Here is a 21,713-nt window from a genome sequence, read left to right as displayed (position 1 = left end):
TGTGTTAAACTTTCGCTTCTGATTGTAGCATTTGCAGGCAAATCTAAAACCACGTTTTGGTACATCTACCGTAGAGATGTACCATATCTGTTTTGCGCTACCATCGACATCTTTTTTTATACCCATTTTGACTCATTAGGCACTCATGGCAGAAAACGACAAAACCGACGACTTACTCAATCAGACACCGCCGCACAATATCGATATTGAAAAGGCATTGCTCGCGTCTTTGATGAGTATCGAAGAGGCGTACGACAAGATTGCCGATATCGTCACCAAAGATGACTTTTATGCGGGGCGACATCAATATATTTTTGATGCGATTGCTCACCTTGCAGCCGTTAATGAGCCTTATGATACGGTCATGGTACACGACTGGTTAGAGGCGCAAAAGTTACTCAAAGGTGCAGGTGGGGACAGCTACTTAGCTGATATTTTGAGCCAAAGTCCGGCGACCTTGTTTAACCTGACTGCTTACGCTCAGCGCGTACGTGAGCTCTCAACGCTGCGTCAGCTCATTACCACGGGTAATGACATGCTAGCGCTGGCCTACAATCCAAAAGACCAAAGCGTTAGTGATATCTTGGACAATGTCGAAGGTAAGATATTTAGCATCAATGAGCAGCATAACAAACGCGCGGAACAGCGTGGCCCTGTCGGTATTACTTCGGTCTTAACCAATGTTATCGATCAAATTCAAGAGCTAAAATCCAACCCCGATGGCATGATTGGTTTACAAACGCCATTTGTCGAGCTGAATAATAAAACGCAAGGGCTACAATCAGGCGACTTGATTATCGTCGCCGCTCGTCCTTCTATGGGTAAAACCACTTTTGCAATGAACTTGGCAGAAGGGATTTTATTTAATGAAGATTTGCCTGTTGTGGTGTTTTCGATGGAGATGCCGGCAGAGTCTATTGTCATGCGTTTGCTGTCTTCATGGGGCGCGATTAACCAGACGCATCTACGTTCTGGGCAAATGAATGAAGATGAGTGGGCAAAGATGATGAACGCCATTCAGCATCTACAGTCTAAGCATTTATATATTGATGACAGTACCGCCTTGCCGCCATCCGAGATGCGCTCACGCTGTCGACGTATTGCCAAAAACCATGATGGGCGCTTGGGTGCTATCGTGGTCGATTATCTTCAGCTGATGAAAGTGCCGAGCCTAGATGGCAACCGTGTTGGCGAGATTTCTGAGATTTCGCGCAGTCTAAAGGCGCTCGCACGTGAGCTTGAATGTCCCGTGATTGCGTTGTCACAGCTTAATCGTAGTCTAGAAAACCGTCCAAATAAACGCCCAATTATGTCGGATCTACGTGAGTCTGGTGCAATTGAGCAGGATGCCGATTTGATTATGTTCATCTATCGTGATGAGGTTTATAATGAAAACTCAGACCACAAAGGTGTGGCGGAAATTATTATCGGCAAGCAGCGTAACGGCCCTATTGGTACCGTACGCTTGGGTTTTGAAGGTCAATTCACCCGCTTCATTAATCTAACGCCAGAATACTATCAAGGCGTCAGTTTTGAGAATGATGAGTAATCAGCGTTATAACATTTAAGTCTTAGTAAAATGTAAGCCCATACCGATTTTGGCTTACTCACAAGTTAGTAAGTAGCTTTAACCACATAGCCAGTATAGTATCAACTCCATTGATGCTGTACTGGCTTTATCACTTCATAATTCTACTCATAAAGAAGGCGATTATGCGCACCATTACCATAAAACCAAAAGCCATTACTCATAATCTCAATCAAGTAAAACAACGCGCACCGCAAGCAAAAGTCTTAGCGATGGTCAAATCCAATGCGTATGGGCATGGCGTGGCGGCGGTATTACCAGCCCTGCAGCAAGCAGATGGTATTGGGGTTGCGACTTTAACCGAAGCATTAGAAGCCAGACAATTAGGTTGGGAGAAAACCATTGGTCTAGTAGAAGGGGCATTTAGCGCTGATGAGTGGCAACAAGCCATTGATCATGATATTAGCTGCGTGATTCACCACGGACCACAGTTAGAATGGGCACTACAAAACTTCCCGCCAGCTGGTAGTGCAACTAATGTGGTTTGGCTAAAATATAATACAGGTATGAACCGTTTGGGTTTCAATGCTGAGGGTGTGCTATCAGCAGCCAAGCGTTTGCATGAAGCAGGTTATCAGCTGATCCTAGCCACCCATTTTGCCAATGCTGATGATCATGACCATCCATTAAATGCCATGCAGATTGAGCGCTTCTCAAGCGTACTTGCGACTTTGAAAGATACCATTAGCCTAGATATCAAAGGCTCATTATGCAACTCTGCTGGCATCGTCAACTTCCCAGAGTACCATTATGATTGGGTACGCCCAGGCATCATCTTATACGGTAGCTCGCCTGTCGTCGATAAAAGCGCACAAGAGTTAGACTTGCAGCCCGCGATGGAATTTAGTGCTCAAATTATGGCATTACAAACGGTCAGTGCCAATGATGCGATCGGCTATGGTAGCCGCTGGCGTGCGCAGCAAGACACCAGAACCGCTCTCGTGAGTGTGGGTTACGGAGACGGCTACCCGCGTGTAATAAGTGACGACGCTTATGTCACCGTCATCGATACTAACGACAATCAAAGCTACCGTTGTCCTGTGATTGGGCGTGTGGCAATGGATATGATCGTCATTGATGTCAGCAAAACGCCTGAAAGCCTTGCTTTGGATAGCAAAGTCATGCTCTGGGGCGATGCGCCGCGTGTCGATGAAGTGGCAGGTCATGCTGGAACGATTAGCTATGAGCTGTTATGTCGCCTCAGCATACGTCCAAACCGTACACAGGCATAATCATTAACGGCACAGGCATTAGCATACGAGTACTATGGCTTGCTAATGCGATTTCGGTCTATTTAGCAAGCCATTCGATCTTGATAAAATTGCACGTTTACATTGAAAGTAAATACGCTATACTAAAAGTTTGTTGTCAACCCAGTATACGCACTGACGCGATGATATTGAAGACTGATGACGTTTCACTGACTGCGATCGACTGCTAGGATTACTATGAGTTTGCGCCATTTTTTAACCTTATCTGATTTAACCAAACAAGAACTAGAAAACTTAATCAAACGCGCAAGCGAATTGCGTAAGATGCAACACGCAGGCGAGATATATCAGCCTTTCGTTGGTCGTACGCTTGGCATGATATTTGAAAAATCTTCAACGCGTACCCGTATCTCATTTGAGACCGGCATGGGTCAATTTGGTGGTAATGCTATATTTTTATCACCCAACGATACGCAGCTCGGTCGCGGTGAGCCATTAGAAGACTCAGCACGCGTGATCTCCAGCATGGTTGATATCATTATGATTCGTACCTTTGGGCACGAAAAAGTCGAGACCTTTGCTGAATACTCAAGCGTCCCTATTATCAATGCGTTGACCGATGAATACCATCCTTGTCAATTGCTTGCTGATATGCAGACTTATTATGAGCATCGCGGTAGCATCGAAAATAAGATCGTCACGTGGGTCGGTGACGGCAACAATATGTGCTCGTCATTTATGCAAGCCGCCAATCAGTTTGGTTTTGAATTACGCGTGGCAGCGCCTTATGGGTTCGAGCCTGATCCGAAACTTATGGAACGCTTCTCACATTGCGTGAGCTTGGTCGAAAACGTACAAGACGCAGCCAAAGATTCTAATTTGATTGTCACCGATGTATGGGCAAGTATGGGTCAAGAGTCCGAGCAAAATACGCGCGCACGTCGTTTTGCCCCTTATCAAGTGACGCCGTCTCTACTAGACAAAGCCGACCCTGAAGTGGTGTTTATGCACTGTCTGCCCGCCCATCGTGGTGAGGAGATCTCTCATGATATGCTAAATGATCCGCGCTCTGTTGTGTGGGATGAAGCCGAAAATCGTCTACATGCGCAAAAAGCCTTGATGGAGTTTTTGCTAAAAGACAAAATCAAACTACCTGCCTAACTTACCGTGTAAAAAACAGTAAGATAAGTTATTAGTCCGTTCATAAATAAAAAAGCCGTTCAGATTTGGACGGCTTTTTATCTGTAAAAATGGCTTGAGACTGTATTCTTGAGACTGTATTAGCGCGTAAGCGTTGTTACGCCATCTGCACTGGCTTTTAATAGCACATCCGCTTGGTTTGCCGCAAAGATACCATTACAGACCACACCCACGATATTATTCAGCTCTTTTTCAAGCGCGATTGGATTACTCACATCCAAGTCATAAGTATCTAGAATAACGTTGCCGTAATCAGTGACAAAGTCTTCACGATAGACAGGCTCACCGCCCAATTTTGCTAATTGACGCGCGACATAAGAGCGCGCTTGCGGCAGGACTTCAATCGGCACTGGAAACGCGCGACCTAAGATCTCAACGCTTTTGCTCTCATCAACCATACACACAAACTTTTTGGAAGCAGCCGCGACGATCTTTTCGCGAGTCAATGCACCGCCGCCGCCTTTGATAAGTTGCAAGTGCTCATTGACCTCATCAGCACCATCGATATAAACATCAAGCGTACCAGCAAAGTTTAGATCAACAATTTCGATACCAAGCGCACGCAGTTTGTCTTCAGTCACCTGTGAGCTGGCAACCGCACCAGCAAGCTTCAATTGTGGCAACAACTCAATCAAACAGTTGACCGTACTACCCGTCCCCACCCCAAGTATCATATCATCTTCGATATAGCTTAGGGCAGCGCGGGCGGCGGCTTGCTTTTGTGCTTGCTGATCACTCATCATAAATCCTTGGAAAATAAACGTATGGTCTTAAAAAAAGTAAAAGGCTAAAACAAATAAAATGCGTGGCTATTATAACCGATGATATTGATCGATGTTAGCGCAATCACAATTCTAATTCGGTAGTCATATAATACTTATCTCACAACGTTCTTCACCACACGCTTTCACTTTATATTCATTCAGGCATAAAATCCCAAGAAAACTGCAATTGAGTCTTGCAAGATACTCAAAATCAGCATAGGCTAATCTATTTCATTTTTATATTCATTCTGTTTAGGGATTACTATGCTGTCACACTGGGTACGAGCCATACTACAAGCCACCGTCTATGACGTTGCGATTCAAACACCACTTGAAACGGCGCCCAAGCTGACCCAACGTTTTGCCAATGACATTCGTTTTAAACGTGAAGACTTACAACCTGTCAAATCTTTTAAGTTACGAGGTGCCTACAACCGTATCAGTCAGCTAAGCGATGAGCAAAAAGCGCGCGGCGTTATCTGCGCCTCAGCAGGCAACCATGCTCAAGGCGTGGCTTACTCTGCGCGCAAACTGTCACTAAACAACATCATCGTTATGCCAACGACTACGCCTGATATTAAGGTAGAAGCCGTCAGAGCGCTTGGTGGCAATGTCGATCTGCATGGCGATAGTTTTGATCAAGCAAACCGCTATGCAATAGATCGTGCTGAGCGCGAGGGCCTGACCTTTATACCGCCTTATGATGATGAATTGGTGATTGCTGGGCAAGGAACCATCGCGCTTGAGTTGACCCAACAGTGGCGTAACATGGATTATGTGTTTGTTGCCGTTGGTGGTGGCGGTCTCATCTCAGGTGTCGCCGCATTTTTGGGAGAAGTGGCACCGCATGTCAAAGTGATCGCGGTAGAAGCGGAACAATCAGCTTGCCTAAAAGCCGCACTTGAAACGGGTGAACGTGTCAAACTTGAGCAAGTCGGACTGTTCGTCGATGGCGTGGCAGTCGCGCAAATTGGTGAACTGCCTTTTGACGTCGTGCGTACTCAGAAAAGTGACAATTCAGGCCCTATCGTGGAGCCTAACGTCGTCACCTGTAGCAACGATGAAGTCTGCGCAGCAGTCAAAGATGTGTTTGAGGAGAGCCGCAGTATCGTAGAGCCTGCAGGTGCGTTGGCAGTTGCTGGTATGAAAAAATATATCACAGCGAACAATATTCAAGGCAAAAACTGCGCGGCCATCATTTGCGGCGCTAATATGAATTTTGACCGTCTGCGTTATATTGCTGAGCGCACTGAGATTGGCGAGAAAAAAGAAGCTATCTTTGGGGTTACTATACCAGAACAAACTGGCGCTTTCTTGAACTTCTGCCGCAGTCTGCACGGTCGTAATATTACTGAGTTTAACTACCGTGCCGATAGCAAAAAGTCACCAGACTCAATGGAGCCTGCCTCAATCTTTGTCGGTATTGCATTAAAAGAAGGTGAAAAAGAGCGTCAAACTATTAGTACTCAATTGGCAAATGATGGCTATACCGCTCACGATCTGACTGACGATGATATCGCCAAGTCACATATCCGTCATTTGATTGGTGGTCACGCTAAGGTCGAAAACGAGCAGTTACTACAAGTGATATTCCCAGAGCGTCCGGGCGCCCTGCTGACTTTCTTAGAAAAATTGGGCGATGACTTTAATATCACTTTATTCCATTACCGCAACCATGGTGCCGCTGAAGGCCGTGTACTGGTTGGTCTACAAGCCTCAGAAAGCAACTCTCGTCAGCTACAAGACGCCTTACTAGACATCGGCTATGACTGCACGACGGTCAATGACAATATTGGCTATCAGTTATTTTTGAAATAATGACTTAACGGGATATATTTAGACCTTATTATAAAAGCGACTTGTCATATGATGGGTCGCTTTTTACTTTCTATAATCTGCTACAGACGGCGACGAACACAAAACCTTATTTGTAAATACCAAATATGCCCTCATATTATTTGATATAAAAACAAATACAGAGTGAGCTTTATGAAAAAAAATACTGATGATAACACCCAAGGTTTGGTCAAAATTCGTCTCGATAAATGGTTATGGGCCGCTCGGTTTTACCGCACACGCACCCTTGCCAAGCAAGCCATTGAAAGCGGACGTGTGCATTATGGTGGCAGCCGCGTCAAGACCAGTAAAGAGATTTCAGTCGGCGATGAGCTAACCATTCGTCAAGGCTCAGCGACCGCCATGACTGAAAAGACTGTCATTGTTGAGGCGCTATCTGCACAGCGGGGCAATGCGACCGCCGCTGAGGTGCTATACTCAGAGACCAAAGAGAGCGAAACGCGGCGTGCTTATTATGCTGAACAGCGCAAACTGGCCAACCTTGCTCGTCCTGATAATAAGCCCAACAAAAAAGAGCGCCGTGACTTACAGCGCTTCAAAAGCAATCAAGATTGATACAGCATTACCCTCGCATCACCCAGTTACCTATAGCATTGTCATAAACCCAGTATTAAGTGACGCTATTGTCTAGTCTCTGTCCTTGCCATTCAAGCGATTAAGCGTTACGCTAGTCGTTGGTTCAATCGATTGCATGCTAATAAAAGCCGCATTAACAGTGCTGGTTTCTTATAGCATGTTTTTTTGTTATAGAAGGTCATATTATGCTGATGAAAGCCTGTACTCCCTCGTCTGTATTATTGGTTTGTTTAGGAAACATCTGCCGCTCCCCTACCGCTGAGGAAGTTTTCCGTCAGCAAGCGGCGATTGCTGGACTCTCAATAAAGATAGACTCAGCAGGTACCAGTGATTCACATGTCGGCGACAAACCTGACCCACGTTCGCAGCGCCATGCGAAATCACATGGCTACAAAATTAATAAATTGGTTGCACGCCAAGTCAGCGCCGATGACTTCCGTGATTTTGATTTGATCTTAGCCATGGATTCACAGAATTTGGCTGACCTACAAGCCATTAAAGACGACATGGCAGAGTCAGAAGAGGACTTGGCAAAGCTGGCCCTATTTAGTGAAGAAGACCCTACCTATTGCGGCAGTGATGTGCCAGATCCATATAAAGGCGATAACGATGATTTCGAAGAGGTGATCGAGCGCATCGAATCAAGCGCCCAAGCTTGGATCGAAAGCTGGAAGGCTTGCTAGCTATAAATTCTATATTTCTGCTACTCTTGCATCCGGTATCCTCTATAATATGGTTAATCCTCTATAAAAGAGCTGCAGCGTTAACCGTGCTTGAAGTAACACAGTTACGTCTGTACTCAACTGCCTTGTATCTCTTTTAAATTGAATCAACTATAGCTACCTTATTATTTATTATCCTTTTGCCCCATAGGCTATGTTATGACCCAAGCTGCACGCCTTGATCTCGACGCTCAGACCATGACTATAAATGACTCATCAGCGACTCTGTTAGTCAGTAATTCAGTCGATTTGGCACATAGCAATACGATGGCACTGTCGTGTGTCGCTGACTCTGTAGTGACGTTGACCAATGAGGCACAGCTTGATGACTTTATGGCAACCTATGCAGAGGATGTAGAGCATCAGCTGTCATTATTTGTCTTATCTGGCGGTAGCAATGTTTTATTACCAGCAGCGTTAAATGCAGTGGTATTGCAACCCAAAATGCGCGGTATTCATTTGACTGCACAAACCGACGATTATGTTGATATCGAAGTAATGGCGGGCGAAAACTGGCATGATCTAGTCGTACATACAGTCAATCAAGGCTGGTATGGGTTAGAAAACCTTGCGCTCATACCTGGCCTAACTGGTGCAGCGCCAGTACAAAATATTGGTGCGTACGGTGTGCAATTAGAAGACTGCTTACAATATGTACGCGCCTATCATTTACCGACACAAACTTGGCACCATTTATCAGCGGCCGACTGTCAATTTGACTATCGTGATAGTATCTTTAAACGCACGCCAAATACATGGCTGATCAGCCGCGTGGCTTTTAGACTGCATACAGATCCCACCCATATTTTAGCCAGCTATGGAGATGTACAGACTGTGGCGCAGCGCTATGCGGAACAACAAGAGCGCGAGCAAGCCAATCCTCATGACGTTATGCAAGCCATTATAGATATTAGACAACAAAAGCTACCAGACCCAAAACAGCTACCTAACTGTGGCAGTTTTTTTCAAAATCCTATTATTGGTCAAGATCAATTTACGGCGCTGCAAACAACTTATCCAGCTATCGTTGGTTATCCGATGCCTGACGCGATGGTAAAAGTTGCCGCAGGTTGGCTCATCGAGCAAGCAGGATTAAAAGGGGGCGGCATCGCACCTATCATGACTCATAAACATCAGGCGCTGGTACTGACCAATCATACTCCTTATCAAGCAACTCAAGAAGATGTGGAAACAGCACAGCGCTATATCGCCAACATCGTCTATGAGAAATTTGCAATTCAGCTATCACGTGAGCCAGTTTGGGTGAATGCTGATGGCTCAATTGGATATCCTGAGCATGTGGTCTAAACAATCATGGTCTAAACGCTTATGGCGAAACTATTTGCGTTCAGCCGAACGAATGGTGAAGCTATTCCGTATCATCAATATTACCTTTGTATTAGGCTCGACGTCTGTTATTTTAGTCCTAATCAGTTTGTTCACACCGCTATTTTCACAAGCCGTTGTCTATATATTTGCGCTTCTTCCTTTACCAAAAATGCCTTCTGCTGCTATGAGCTCTCCGCCGACTGCTTACGTGGTATTAGGCGGTGGTCTAACTAATGATAATAACAATCAAATCATCCTCAATCGCTATAGCCTGAATCGTGTCCGTACCGCGGCTGGGGCCTATCACGATCTTCCCTTACCTATTGTACTAAGCGGCGCTGAAGCCCCTTGGCTAGGTCAATGGCTCATTGAGCATGGTATCGATGGGCTGATAAGCGAAAATGCCAGTATGAATACGTGCGAAAACGCCCGTTTTACAGCCAAGCGTATTCCGCTTCATCACGTTTACCTTATTACTGATAGTTATCATATGGCACGTGCGCGCAGACAGTTTGCCTTGAATGGTATTAATAGCACACCGCTTAGCGCACCATTGCCAGTGAGACGCGACTGGATGAAACCTGCGCAAAACCTAAGTCATTCACGGCGGGCTGTTTATGAAATCGCCGCCTATCTACGGGATGTGATACGTCCGCAAATGAACTGTCGTCACGCCGATGATGTGACTTCACAGCAGCTCCTAACACCGCGAGGCAGTGCCAAAAAAGCATCTGATGAATAGGTTTTTATACTAAACGCGCAGCTAATATCGTCATATGATGCTACGCCTCATTCTAATCGCTACAGATCATCCACTGCATTTGCGATGGGTGTATAATAATAAAAGACACTGCTATTGAAGAGAGTTACCATGCTCAGTATATTTTTATTAATCCCATTAAGTCTCATGCTATTTGTGGTTGCCATCTGGGCGGTGCGTTATGCGGTAAAATCAAACCAGTTCGAAGATTTGGACAATGCATCACAGCGTATCATATTGGATGATCGTCAAGAGCGCAGGCAAACCATGCAGGCTCATGAGCGCGCGGTGCAGTCTCAGCCTTCTGCTGATACCGAGCCGTCAGATGATAACGTTGATAAAGATGCGCTCGTTCGTACTGATGTAGAGAAAAACACAAAAATCTAACCTTTATTCTTCTCTCTTTTCATCGTGTAATGATGAGCTTTCGTTAGATAATAATCGTGTCTATAGATACGGCCTTTATGACTTTTAGGAGATGCATCCATGACCATGGCTTTACTTGCTGCGGCATTACTGATGGGGTTTTTTGGCTCGCCGCATTGTTTGGGTATGTGTGGCGGTCTTGTGACGGCATTTGGTCTGTCTATGAAAGATGTCAGTCCTACTAAACGCCGCGCGCTGGTGGCCACCTATCATCTTGGCCGTCTGAGCAGTTATGCACTGTTAGGTCTGCTGGCAGGATTTATCGGTACGACGGTGTTAGAGCCACTCATGAAAGGCAATAGCTTGCCACGTATTTTACTGGGCGCAGTGTTGGTCTTTGTGGGTGTGACCATGCTTGGCGCACCTTTTTTGAATAAGCTCGAGCGTTTTGGTATGCGCTTTTGGCAATACCTCAGCCCGCTACGCCAAAAGGTCTTTCCCCTAAACACCTTTCCACGTGCATTGACAGCTGGTTTGCTTTGGGGCTTTTTGCCTTGCGGTTTGGTATATGGCGCCCTACTCATCGCGGTGGTGGCTCACAACCCATTAAGCGGTGCAGCGTTGATGTTTGTTTTTGGTCTTGGCACGGTGCCGATGTTAGTTGCAACGCACGAGACAGTCGGCTGGTTACGTGACAAGATTGGTCGTTTTCGCTTAAGGCAGTTAAATGGTGCGGTGATGGTACTCTCAGGTTTGGCAGTTGCTGTCGTTCCTATGGTCATGGCAAACATGCATGGCGGGCATGGTGGTGGACACGCACAGATGGATCATAGTAGCCACTCTGCTATGATGTCTGAGACAGATGCTCATAATATAGATCAGATGAATCACGATATGACGCCAGCTATGGATCATGATATGCAAGACATGGATAATCATATGGATCATAGCATGCATGATATGGGTGATGACGCCACCTCCATGCATCATGGTCAATAATTTCTAACACATAACTCGAGTACTGCGCGGACTTTACCAAGCGTACAAAAACCCCTTAATATCAAAAATGATATTAAGGGGTTTATTGGTTAAGTGTTACCTATTTATAGCAATTATTCCTGCCACTGCTCAAGCGTAAACTTGGTTTCTAAATGCTTCTCTAATGCTGGTATATTAAATGCGTCATCTTCACTGACAAAGCTAATGCTAATGCCTGTTTGCCCAGCGCGGCCCGTACGACCAATACGGTGGACATAATCATCTGGTTGATCGGGCAAGGTATAGTTAACGACATGACTGATATCATCAACATGGATACCGCGCCCTGCAACATCTGTCGCCACCAAGATAGACGTGTGACCATCCTTGAAGCGCTGCAAGTATTTCTCACGTTTTTGCTGAATTACATCACCTGAGAGCATGACAATCTTATGCGCTTGACGCAGTTTATGATAGAGACGCTTGACTTGATCTTTGCGATTGGCGAATACAATGACCTTTTCAACGGCCTCCTCACTAATAATACGCTGAAGGGCTTCGAGTTTTTGATCTTCTGTCAGTAAGTAAAAGTGCTGATCAACCAATTCGCTGGTCTTGTGTTCTGGCTCGATTTCCACAAACTGCGGCTCATGCAACCAGCGATACGCCAAATTCATCACATCTTGGTTAAAAGTAGCAGAAAACAGTAAGCTTTGACGGTCTGTATTGGCGGGCATACGCCCCACAAGGCGCTTGATATCAGGGATAAAACCCATGTCCAGCATACGGTCTGCTTCATCAAGCACCAGCACCTCTACTCGATCTAAATACACCATGCCTTTATTGGCAAGATCAATTAGACGGCCAGGCGTCGCCACCAAAATATCAACGTATTGGCGCTCAAGCTCATGCTGCTGGGTTTCGTAATTGGTCCCACCCATAATACAGACACTGTGTAATGAGGTGTATTTGGTCAGTGCAATGCAGTCCTCAAATATCTGTTGAGCCAGCTCGCGAGTTGGCGCCATAATCACGGCACGCGGCTCACCTAGATAACGCGTTTCATCATGCGTAAAAGGACGTTTGAGTAACGCTTCCATGATTGTCAATAAAAACGTTGCTGTTTTACCCGTTCCCGTTTGCGCCTGTCCGATGGCATCTTGACTTGCTAGTGTATGCGGTAGTATTTTCGCCTGAATCGGCGTGAGTTCCGTGAATCCCAAATCACTCACTGCCCGCAGGGTCGCGGTTGAAAGTGGCAAATCAGTAAACGTTGTAAAATTACTCAAAAAAATATCCTTTTAAATTAGTTGCTTGTATTTTATCAATCACAAATCAGCTCACAATAAAATTTTATACTGACATAAGCGTGACCAATAGTAGTCGCAACATTATATCTATAGATGGCCGCTAGACATACGGGTACAAAAAAAGCCAAGCCCAATACCTGACCTACCAAATATGCTGTTGTTCACTCAACATGGGTAAGACAATACGGGCTTGACTCAGTAGTATATCAGTAGTTCATACAGACATTATAACTAAACTGCTTTAATGTCTGGATAGATTACTCTTCTAACTTTCTGACTTCTTCAGCTTGTAGGCCTTTTTCACCTTCTACTACGCTGAACTCAACTTTTTCGCCATCTTTTAAAGAACGATAGCCATCACCCTGAATCGCGCGGAAATGGACAAAAATATCTTCTCCGCTGTCACGTTGAATGAAACCAAAGCCTTTTGAGTCATTAAACCACTTAACGATACCTTGCTCACGAGCTGACATAATATTACTTCCTAAAAAAGTTCGCTTAGCCCCAAATTCCTTTGCAACATTGCATATAAACGGGATCTAAGATGATGAAATCAAAAACTTAAGAGTACTAATCTAGTCACAGTCATCTTTAAAACGCTTATATAAAAGAAAGCCAATCTTGCAAACTATCTCTCATATCAATGACAGTAACAAACTTGCAATACTTATTGCATAAAAAATATCATAGCACGGGTTTTTAGCAACATAAAGACTTTTAACACGCTTTTTAAGGCATGGGTGAGTTTTTCCTGTAATTTTTTTATAACCCAGCCTACAAGCTGCTATTATAAAGGGATACGCTGGATCAGCGTGTGCAACCTATTTGTCATGCATACCTTATTCATTATAATAAATCATTCACATATTTAAACAGCGATAGAGATTACTATGACGTCCTCTTCTCCATCTACAGCAGCAGAAAATCCTGCTGACCAACACATCGATCAGACCCTCAATCACAAACTGCTATTGGTGAATGGCGTCAACCTGAACTTATTGGGTAAGCGTGAGCCTGAAATTTATGGCCATATGACGCTGGTAGATATCGAAAAACGCTTGGTCGAACGAGCCGCTCAGCACAGCATTGAATTAATTTGTGTACAGTCAAACCATGAAGGCGATCTAGTAGATAAGATTCAATATTATGGTTTATTAGCAGAAAAATCTGCCCAAGCTGATGCCGTTATTATCAATCCTGCTGCCTTTACCCATACCTCAGTTGCCCTACGCGATGCGTTACTAGCGACACAGAAGCCTTTTATAGAGGTCCATTTATCCAATGTCCATGCACGTGAGCCTTTCAGGCATCATTCCTATTTGAGCGATGTCGCAGTCGGTGTCATCTGTGGTTTGGGTCATATGGGTTATGAGATGGCACTAGACTACTGGCTAAGCAATATTTATTCAGTCAATACAAGCACTTAAGGTGTTTTCTAATTTTATAGATTACTAGCTTTGTTAATAAAGTAAAACTTCTTATTTTTCACACATTAGTTAAACAGTAATTGTTTGATGAAAATAATAGAATTATGACTGAGCAAAACAATCCACTATATGGTGATATGAATGGCAAAAACGTCCGGAAAGCGCTTTATGAAACTCGCTGGCATGACAGCAAGCATCGCCGGCAAAGCCGCTAAAAACTCGTTTAAGCATCTCTCGAGTGACGAAGAAAAGCGCCTACAAGCTCGCTCAGACTTGATGCAAGACGTGGGTATCCAGATTGCCGAGACGTTGGGTGAGATGAAAGGTGCGGTGATGAAAGTCGGACAAATTGCCTCACAGTACAAAGACGTGTTCCCGCCTGAGGTCGCAACTGCCCTAGAAAAACTCCAAAAAGATGCACCGCCCATGCCTTATGCGCAAATACGTGCACAAGTTGAGCGTGAGCTTAAAGCACCGATGGCAGAGCTGTTCAGTGAGTTTGACGAGACGCCATTTGCCGCAGCATCTATTGGGCAAGTCCATAAAGCTGTGCTACCTTCTGGACAAAGGGTCGTGGTCAAAGTCCAGTATCCTGATGTCGATGAAAACTGTGATAGCGACCTCAAACAGGTGCGCATGGCGCTAAAAATTGCAGGTGTGCTCAATATGAGTAAGCAGTTGCAAGAGCAGTTATTTAATGAGATTCGACAGAGTCTACACGACGAGTTGGACTATACCAAAGAGGCGCACAATCTGCGTGTATTTGGTGCCTTTCATGCTGATGATGAAGGTCTCATTATCCCAAAAGTCATTAGCAGCCACTCTTCTAGACGGATTTTGACACTGACTGAGGAGATAGGAGAGACATTGACCGTCGCTGCAACATGGGACAATGCCATTAAGCAAAAAATAGCAAAGCGCTTGTTTCATTTTACCGCAGGACAACTATTTAGTCTGTACCGTATGCATTGTGATCCGCATCCAGGCAACTTTGCTTTTCGGCAGGATGGTAGTGTTGTGGCGTATGACTTCGGCGGTATCCGTAGTTACAGTGATAGCGAGGTCCAACTATTCCGTCGTTTTGCCAAGCATGCTATCAAAGGCGATGTGACCGCGCTTGAGCAAGACCTTGTCGCCTTAGATATTCGCCGTGATGATGATAAAAACATCCCTGGCGAGTTTTATGAAAAATGGCTATCTATTGGTCTAAAACCACTATCTATCCGCCCATACCAAGAAGGGCCATTTGATTTTGGTAGCAGTCAAATACACCATGAGGTGATTGCCCAAATGCGCACTTCATTAAAATACTTCGGTCAGTTTCAGCCCTCTGCCACCACCATGATGTTAGACCGTACCGTATCTGGACAGTACTGGAATCTGGTCAATCTTGGCGTTGAGACTGACCTCTCGCCGCTCGTTGATGAGTACATTGACGTATAATAAGCGATCAATTGGCAATAACAGTCAAACCTGTCATTAAATGTGGAGCGCGTGCCCGCAGCGATCGCAAAAGTCTGCGCCCACTGCATGACCGAATTTACCACAGTTCGGACAAGTGACAGGATTAAGCTGCGGACGCATATTACGAGCCAGCTCAGAGGTAAAAATACCTGTCGGTACAGCGATAATCGAATAACCTGTGATCATAACCATGGTTGCAATTGCTTGGCCTAACGGCGTCTTGGGCGACATATCACCATAGCCAACTGTCGTCATCGTGACGACCGCCCAATAGATAGACAATGGAATACTAGTAAACCCGTTCTCAGGCCCCTCTACTACGTAAATGATTGAACCAAAGATGGTTACCAATAGCACAAGCGACAAGAAGAAAACGGTAATTTTCTGCTGACTGGTTTTGAGTGCAGAAGCCAAAAAACCTGCTTGTTGCATATAGGCTTTAAGTTTTAGGACACGGAATACACGTAAGATACGTAGCACTCGTATGACAAGTAGATACTGCACACCTACAAATAGTAAGCTGAGATAGCTTGGCAAAACAGACAACAAATCCACTATGCCAAAAAAACTAAACGCATAGCGCAAGCGATTGGGTGCTGAAAACAACCTTAGTGCATACTCAATGGTAAATAGAATCGTAAAAAACCACTCTGCATAAAAAAACAACGTGCCATATTGCAAGCGCATGTACAACACACTATCAAGCATGACGACAGCCACACTGGTCAAAATCGCAATCAATAATACAATATCAAAGAGCTTACCCAAACGGGTATCTGTACCTTCAATAATAATATGCGTACGGTTACGCAAGTGTGTTAGGGCTTCAGCAGTTGGTCGCTTCATAGAATCAGTAACTTTATAAAATCAATGGCTTGATAGCGTTCCATGACTTAAAATGTGATGGATAAGGGCAAGTTGGTCAAAATAGTTAAAACTGGTTTATAATATTGCTCACTTATCACAGTGAATACAATCTATAATTTGCCACAGTGTAGCAAAAAAGCACTCTCAACAACATACAAATCGTTAACGTGCAAGTAGCGCTATTACCTGATATAGACAAAATAATGATAGTATAAAACAAGGTGATCAGACATCGAAGGCTGTAATTCATCGCCTTCTTGCACATAAAAAATAATACGTAAACCTTAAGGATGTTATATGGCAGGCCATTCAAAATGGGCAAATATTAAACACCGTAAAGCCCGTCAGGATGCAGTAAAAGGTAAAATATTTACCAAAATTATTCGTGAAATCGTCTCAGCTGCCAAACAAGGCGACCCCGACCCTGACAAAAACCCGCGCTTACGTGCTGTTATCGAAAAAGCGCTATCAGTCAATATGACTCGCGACACGATCAACCGTGCTGTCGACCGTGGTACAGGCGGCGGTGATAATGAAAAAATGGAAGAAGTCAGTTACGAAGGCTACGGTGTCGGCGGTGTAGCGGTACTGGTCGAAACCATGACTGATAACCTCAATCGTACGGTCAGTGAAGTCCGTCACGCCTTTACCAAATGTGATGGCAATCTTGGTACTTCAGGTTCAGTGGCTTATCTGTTTACCAAACGCGGCGAGATCACTTTTAATGATGTAAGCCTAGAAGATGAAGTCATGATGGTGGCACTAGATGCGGGCGCCGTTGATATCGAAAACGATGGTGAAAGCTTGCTTGTCATCACTGAGTGGGAAACTTTCGGTCAAGTTCAAGACGCGCTTAACGCTGCTGGTCTTGTCTCTGACAATGCTGAAGTCACCATGTCACCATCTACCACGGCTGAAATCGACAATGTGGAAGATGCTGAAAAAATCCTAAAGATGATCGATATGTTAGAAGATGCGGATGATGTGCAAGAAGTTTATACTAACGTGAACTTCTCTGCTGACGTCATGGCGCAGCTTGAGGGATAGCCAGCTTAATAACTAAATACTGGCAAGAACACCCCCAGAAAAAGCACCAATCAATTGTCGGTTTGGTGCTTTTTTCTGCTCACTCATTCAATAGTTGAAGCGTTATATTTATCTTTACGTTCTACACCTAACCCCTTCAAGCGCCAGCAGATATTCCTTCTTATCTAATCCACCTGTATAACCGCCAAGCTTACCGTCGCTTGCAATCACTCGGTGACAAGGCACAATGATACTAAAAGGATTTTTGCCATTAGCCTGTGCAACCGCGCGGAACCCCTTCGGGCTATTAACACGCTGCGCGAGGGTGGCATAGCTGATGGTTTCGCCATAGCCAATCTCTTGTAGTGCCCGCCATACGCTTTGTTGAAACTCAGTACCCATAGAAAAATCTAAGGGCAAGTCCAATGTCTTGCGTTTACCAGCAGCATAATCTTTGAGTTGGAAAATCGTTTCTATCAGTAAAGCTTGAGTAGGCTCTTTCATGCTTAGGCTATTGCTGTCTATAAAGGTAAAGTCTTCATCTGTCAGGCCATAATATTTTTTAAGCTTGGGGACAGATTTTGAGCTGTGCCAAGTATTACCGGGCAGCAGCCAGTTGGCTTCAACGAGCACAGGCTGGTCATGCTCATCGAGACGGGCAATGAGCGTTAATCGATACGATCCAAAAGATGCTTCGGTCACTATCATGGCTTTGATTTCCAAATTATTTTAAAGATTGTTTAGCCGTTACAAATAGCGGTTCTACTCTTTGTCATCTGTCTCAAACAAAGCGGCGACAAACTGTTTCGGACTAAAGGCGCGCAAGTCATCAATCGACTCACCCACACCAATATAGCGGATAGGCACGTCTGTCGTTTCGGCAATGTTAAACACCACGCCACCTTTTGCCGTACCATCTAGCTTCGTAATGGTGATACCTGTCAATGGTACAATCTTGTTAAATAGCTCAACTTGGTTAATGGCATTTTGACCCGTGCCAGCATCGAGTACGATCATACCTTCATGCGGAGCGCTTGGATCAGCTTTACGCATCACGCGCACCACTTTCTCTAACTCTGCCATCAAATGTGTCTTGTTTTGTAGACGGCCAGCGGTATCTGCTATGAGTACGTCGATATTTTTTGCTTTGGCAGATTGCATCGCATCAAAAATAACAGAAGCACTATCAGAGCCATGACCTTGTGCCACCACTGGGATATGATTACGCTCGCCCCAAATCTGTAGCTGCTCGGTGGCAGCCGCGCGAAAAGTATCCCCTGCTGCGAGCATGACTGATTTACCCTCACCTTGTAAGCGCTTGGCAAGCTTACCGATGGTTGTGGTTTTGCCCACACCATTGACGCCCACAACTAAGATAACAAATGGTTTTTTGCTGGTATCGATCACCAGCGGCTCAACCTTAGGCGTTAGGATATCAACCAGCTCACTTTGCAAGGCTTTATAGAGTGAGTGAGCATAAATCAAGTCACCACGGGCAGTCTGCTCGGTCAGGTTCTTGATGATACGGTTGGTTGCATTAACGCCGATATCAGCAACCAATAACTGATCTTCGACCTCTTCTAACAGCTCGTCATCGATCTCTTTACCACCGATAAGTATGCTGACCATCCCTTCGGCCAAATTTTTACGTGACTTACTCAGCCCCGTCTTCATACGGTTAAACCAGCTGCCTTTTTTCTTATTGTCTTGTGGCTCTGCAGCAGGCTCTTGTGGCGTAGTCGTCTGTACATTACTGCTAGCGGCTGGACTTACGCTTGGCGTGTCCCCGAGCTGCTCTTGTAATGGCATGGCAGGAATGGTTGTCGCAGTGTCAGGTTTGCTCGTAGTGCCTGTCTCTTTAGCACTTGAAAAGCTCTCAGAGGCACCTTTAGGGACGTTATGCTCTTCTGTCATAACAATTGGCGTGGCCAAAGCAATATTTTCTGCTGCCTGATTGTTTGAGACATCTGGATTTGCCGTATTATCCCTTTGTGGCGCAGCACTCTCTGTTTCATCAATAATGGTTACAGATTGCGCCGGTAAACTGGGTAAGGTAATATCATCGTCATCTAAGTCATCAAGACCATCATCAAGATTGATGACCACACGGTTGCTATTGTTTGGGTTATTCATAAGTTTGCCCTAAAAGTTATCGCTATTAATTATTTGTTTATTGTAAATGGATTTTTAGATTGTCATAAGCTTGCCAGCTATATGACCATGGGTTTTAGCCTATTTTAGCATAATTCAAGTCGCGCTTAGCCCTTACCATAGTAGACTGTCGTCAAAAATTATCTGCTCAAAAAATCACATAATGATTTGAGAGAGTTTTGCTTAAGGTTTGGACACAAAATTCTGACTTGTTCCTTGCAAGACTTCGCCTACTCTACCAAGACTCATTCAAAAATCCTTATTAGGAAACGCTTATGTCATCACTCTCTAAACACTATAAAAGCATTGCCAATATCAGTATGGCGATTTTGCTAACGACAACTGTATTATCTGTGGCAGGTTGCAATACGACGCAAGGTATTAGACCGACTGCGAGTGTTATGGTAGGTGCTCAGACATCACTGTGATGCATTGTATTGCTATGATTACGTCCATCACTTCAGTCATTATTTTATATAAGTAGACCATACCATGCCATTGTCTTTACCACTACCTACTACGCCGTTACGTATCGCCTGTGCTCTAACGGTGGCAACATTATTTTCTGCCTGTCAAACCACCGCACTACCTTCTAGCACGACTACCACCACAAAAAATACGGTCACGACAGATGGGTCATCTCAAAGCGCATTTAGTAAAAATAAAACAACTGATGAGGCAAAGCCCTCTGCGTTGACAATGGATATGTCAGGTCGACATGAGTACCAGTTAGAAAATGGCCTAAAAGTGGTCATAAAAGAAGACCACCGTGCACCCGTCGCCATGACCCAGATTTGGTATCGGGTGGGCTCGGCAGATGAGCCGCTGGATAAAGGCGGCATCTCTCACTTACTTGAGCATATGATGTTTAAAGGCACCAACAATGTATCAAGTGATGATTATGAGCGGTTGATTGCCAAGTTTGGCGGGGTTAACAATGCTTTTACCAGCTATGATTATACGGGCTACTACGAGCTATTTCCTGCCAATCGTATGCCGTTGGCGTTAGAGCTTGAAGCAGATCGAATGAAAAACCTCACCTTCAATGACAAAGAGTTTGCCAAAGAGCACCAAGTTGTCATGGAAGAGCGACGTCAGCGTACTGATGACAATCCCCTTGCCAAAGCTTACGAATCCTTTCGCCTGCTAGCATTGCCTAACAGTCCAAAAGGCGAGTCTGTCATCGGACCTATGAGTGAGCTTGAATCTATCAAACTCTCGGATCTAAAAGACTGGTACAAGACATGGTATGCGCCCAATAATGCTACTTTAGTCATCGTCGGCGATGTGCAACCACAAGAAGTACTCACTCAAGTCAAACGCTATTTTGGTGAGCTGGCGCCAAGCAACGTACCTAAGCGTAACGCTGTCACTCAAAAAGGCTTTCGTGGTTATCAAAAAGTAGACTCTGAGCAAGCGGTGCAAGTGCCCGTTTTGCTACTGGGTTACAACGTACCTAGCCTAGTGACAGCAGGCGCAAACAATGAAAAACAGGCTTACGCCCTCTCGCTTGCTCAAGATGTACTCGATGGCGGTCTATCTGCACGCTTGGAGAGTCGATTGATACGTGAGCAAGGTCTACTGACCACGGTTGGTACTTCTTACGATTTGTTAGATCGCGGCGATGGGCTATTTATGATTCAAGCGACAGCGCGCGAAGGTGTCAGTTTAGAACAAGCGCAACAAGCCATAATATCAGAGATAGAAAAACTCAAAACCGATCCCATTGCTGCCGATGAAATCAGTCGCGCCAAGACCAATGCCGTCACTGGCCTAGTATATGCACAAGATAGCATGGAAGGACAAGCACGTATGATCGGCTCATTACAGTCTATCGGGCTGGATGACAGATTACTTGCTAAGTTACCAACCAAACTAGATGATATCAGTGTCGCTGACATTCAGGCTGCCAGTAAGAAGTATTTGGTTAAGGACAACTTAACGGTGATGCATATTGTGCCCCCAAAAGAGAACACTACCAAAGCACAATAAATACTGCCTGTTATCAGAACGTCTCATAAAAGCGACGATATAACCGTATTCTTAATAAGAAGAACATCATGTTTCAGAATAAATATAACTCTCAAGCAACACACAAATCTTTGAGTAATGCTTTG

Annotated in this window: 21 protein-coding genes; 15 read left to right on the top strand and 6 right to left on the bottom strand. The window is 44.8% G+C overall.

What is annotated here, in order from left to right; all coding sequences use genetic code 11:
* The first annotated feature begins 145 nt into the window (after positions 1 to 145).
* The 3 genes from dnaB to argF all read left to right on the top strand — a co-directional run bounded on the left by dnaB (position 146) and on the right by argF (position 3,960).
* Positions 146 to 1,549, top strand: coding sequence for a replicative DNA helicase (gene dnaB, locus BLR43_RS07340; RefSeq protein ID WP_071001653.1), 1,404 nt, complete (start codon positions 146 to 148; stop codon positions 1,547 to 1,549).
* A gap of 164 nt (positions 1,550 to 1,713) precedes the next feature.
* Positions 1,714 to 2,820: an alanine racemase gene (alr, locus tag BLR43_RS07335; RefSeq protein ID WP_071001654.1), complete on the top strand. Its 1,107-nt coding sequence runs from the start codon at positions 1,714 to 1,716 to the stop codon at positions 2,818 to 2,820.
* Positions 2,821 to 3,036: 216 nt separating this feature from the next.
* Entirely contained in the window at positions 3,037 to 3,960 is a 924-nt protein-coding gene (argF, locus tag BLR43_RS07330) for an ornithine carbamoyltransferase (RefSeq protein ID WP_071001655.1), read from the top strand.
* A gap of 119 nt (positions 3,961 to 4,079) precedes the next feature.
* Here argF and rpiA read toward each other — a convergent pair whose 3' ends face one another.
* Positions 4,080 to 4,739 (bottom strand): ribose-5-phosphate isomerase RpiA, encoded by a 660-nt coding sequence (gene rpiA / locus BLR43_RS07325; protein ID WP_071001657.1) that lies wholly within the window; start codon positions 4,737 to 4,739, stop codon positions 4,080 to 4,082.
* Positions 4,740 to 5,027: 288 nt separating this feature from the next.
* On the opposite strand from rpiA, the gene ilvA reads away from it, so the two are divergent.
* From ilvA to BLR43_RS07290, 7 genes are all read left to right on the top strand, one after another.
* Positions 5,028 to 6,581, top strand: a complete 1,554-nt coding sequence (ilvA, locus tag BLR43_RS07320; RefSeq protein WP_071001658.1) for a threonine ammonia-lyase, biosynthetic — start codon at positions 5,028 to 5,030, stop codon at positions 6,579 to 6,581.
* A gap of 171 nt (positions 6,582 to 6,752) precedes the next feature.
* Positions 6,753 to 7,175 (top strand): RNA-binding S4 domain-containing protein, encoded by a 423-nt coding sequence (locus tag BLR43_RS07315; RefSeq protein WP_071001659.1) that lies wholly within the window; start codon positions 6,753 to 6,755, stop codon positions 7,173 to 7,175.
* Positions 7,176 to 7,381: 206 nt separating this feature from the next.
* On the top strand, positions 7,382 to 7,879 hold the full coding sequence (locus tag BLR43_RS07310) for a low molecular weight protein-tyrosine-phosphatase (RefSeq protein ID WP_083328818.1): 498 nt from the start codon (positions 7,382 to 7,384) through the stop codon (positions 7,877 to 7,879).
* Positions 7,880 to 8,116: 237 nt separating this feature from the next.
* Positions 8,117 to 9,226 (top strand): UDP-N-acetylmuramate dehydrogenase, encoded by a 1,110-nt coding sequence (gene murB / locus BLR43_RS07305; RefSeq protein ID WP_071003614.1) that lies wholly within the window; start codon positions 8,117 to 8,119, stop codon positions 9,224 to 9,226.
* Positions 9,216 to 9,989: a YdcF family protein gene (locus BLR43_RS07300; protein ID WP_071001661.1), complete on the top strand. Its 774-nt coding sequence runs from the start codon at positions 9,216 to 9,218 to the stop codon at positions 9,987 to 9,989. The genes murB and BLR43_RS07300 overlap by 11 nt, the downstream gene beginning before the upstream one ends.
* A 129-nt stretch (positions 9,990 to 10,118) precedes the next feature.
* Positions 10,119 to 10,394: a cbb3-type cytochrome oxidase assembly protein CcoS gene (ccoS, locus tag BLR43_RS13845; RefSeq protein WP_058024050.1), complete on the top strand. Its 276-nt coding sequence runs from the start codon at positions 10,119 to 10,121 to the stop codon at positions 10,392 to 10,394.
* Between the two features lie 99 nt (positions 10,395 to 10,493).
* A complete protein-coding gene (locus tag BLR43_RS07290) occupies positions 10,494 to 11,372 on the top strand; it encodes a sulfite exporter TauE/SafE family protein (protein ID WP_093070024.1) in 879 nt (292 codons plus the stop codon).
* A gap of 113 nt (positions 11,373 to 11,485) precedes the next feature.
* Here the strand turns inward: BLR43_RS07290 and BLR43_RS07285 are convergent, their stop codons facing one another.
* Both BLR43_RS07285 and BLR43_RS07280 read right to left on the bottom strand, forming a co-directional pair.
* A complete protein-coding gene (locus tag BLR43_RS07285; RefSeq protein WP_093070021.1) occupies positions 11,486 to 12,640 on the bottom strand; it encodes a DEAD/DEAH box helicase in 1,155 nt (384 codons plus the stop codon).
* 278 nt (positions 12,641 to 12,918) lie between these two features.
* Entirely contained in the window at positions 12,919 to 13,134 is a 216-nt protein-coding gene (locus BLR43_RS07280) for a cold-shock protein (RefSeq protein ID WP_058024053.1), read from the bottom strand.
* A 417-nt stretch (positions 13,135 to 13,551) separates the two neighbouring features.
* On the opposite strand from BLR43_RS07280, the gene aroQ reads away from it, so the two are divergent.
* Positions 13,552 to 14,088: a type II 3-dehydroquinate dehydratase gene (gene aroQ, locus BLR43_RS07275; protein ID WP_093070019.1), complete on the top strand. Its 537-nt coding sequence runs from the start codon at positions 13,552 to 13,554 to the stop codon at positions 14,086 to 14,088.
* Between the two features lie 141 nt (positions 14,089 to 14,229).
* Positions 14,230 to 15,531, top strand: a complete 1,302-nt coding sequence (locus BLR43_RS07270; protein WP_093070016.1) for an ABC1 kinase family protein — start codon at positions 14,230 to 14,232, stop codon at positions 15,529 to 15,531.
* 36 nt (positions 15,532 to 15,567) lie between these two features.
* Here BLR43_RS07270 and BLR43_RS07265 read toward each other — a convergent pair whose 3' ends face one another.
* On the bottom strand, positions 15,568 to 16,398 hold the full coding sequence (locus BLR43_RS07265) for an ion transporter (protein ID WP_093070013.1): 831 nt from the start codon (positions 16,396 to 16,398) through the stop codon (positions 15,568 to 15,570).
* Between the two features lie 318 nt (positions 16,399 to 16,716).
* Here BLR43_RS07265 and BLR43_RS07260 point away from each other — a divergent pair, with 318 nt between their 5' ends.
* Positions 16,717 to 17,466 carry a YebC/PmpR family DNA-binding transcriptional regulator gene (locus tag BLR43_RS07260; RefSeq protein ID WP_093070005.1) on the top strand — a complete coding sequence of 250 codons (750 nt, stop codon included), beginning with the start codon at positions 16,717 to 16,719 and terminating at the stop codon, positions 17,464 to 17,466.
* 114 nt (positions 17,467 to 17,580) lie between these two features.
* Here BLR43_RS07260 and BLR43_RS07255 read toward each other — a convergent pair whose 3' ends face one another.
* Together BLR43_RS07255 and ftsY are read right to left on the bottom strand one after the other, a co-directional pair.
* Positions 17,581 to 18,153: a methylated-DNA--[protein]-cysteine S-methyltransferase gene (locus tag BLR43_RS07255; protein ID WP_093069992.1), complete on the bottom strand. Its 573-nt coding sequence runs from the start codon at positions 18,151 to 18,153 to the stop codon at positions 17,581 to 17,583.
* A gap of 54 nt (positions 18,154 to 18,207) precedes the next feature.
* Positions 18,208 to 19,578 carry a signal recognition particle-docking protein FtsY gene (gene ftsY, locus BLR43_RS07250; protein ID WP_093069990.1) on the bottom strand — a complete coding sequence of 457 codons (1,371 nt, stop codon included), beginning with the start codon at positions 19,576 to 19,578 and terminating at the stop codon, positions 18,208 to 18,210.
* Between the two features lie 293 nt (positions 19,579 to 19,871).
* On the opposite strand from ftsY, the gene BLR43_RS13615 reads away from it, so the two are divergent.
* Positions 19,872 to 20,024: a hypothetical protein gene (locus tag BLR43_RS13615; protein ID WP_167669392.1), complete on the top strand. Its 153-nt coding sequence runs from the start codon at positions 19,872 to 19,874 to the stop codon at positions 20,022 to 20,024.
* Positions 20,025 to 20,088: 64 nt separating this feature from the next.
* A complete protein-coding gene (locus BLR43_RS07245) occupies positions 20,089 to 21,588 on the top strand; it encodes a M16 family metallopeptidase (RefSeq protein ID WP_379542929.1) in 1,500 nt (499 codons plus the stop codon).
* Positions 21,589 to 21,713 lie beyond the last annotated feature (125 nt).

Source organism: Psychrobacter pacificensis, from assembly GCF_900101915.1.
Classification (GTDB): Bacteria; Pseudomonadota; Gammaproteobacteria; order Pseudomonadales; family Moraxellaceae; genus Psychrobacter; species Psychrobacter pacificensis.
Note: the sequence above shows the minus strand (reverse complement) of the source record. Positions and strands in the feature narration are given on the sequence as shown.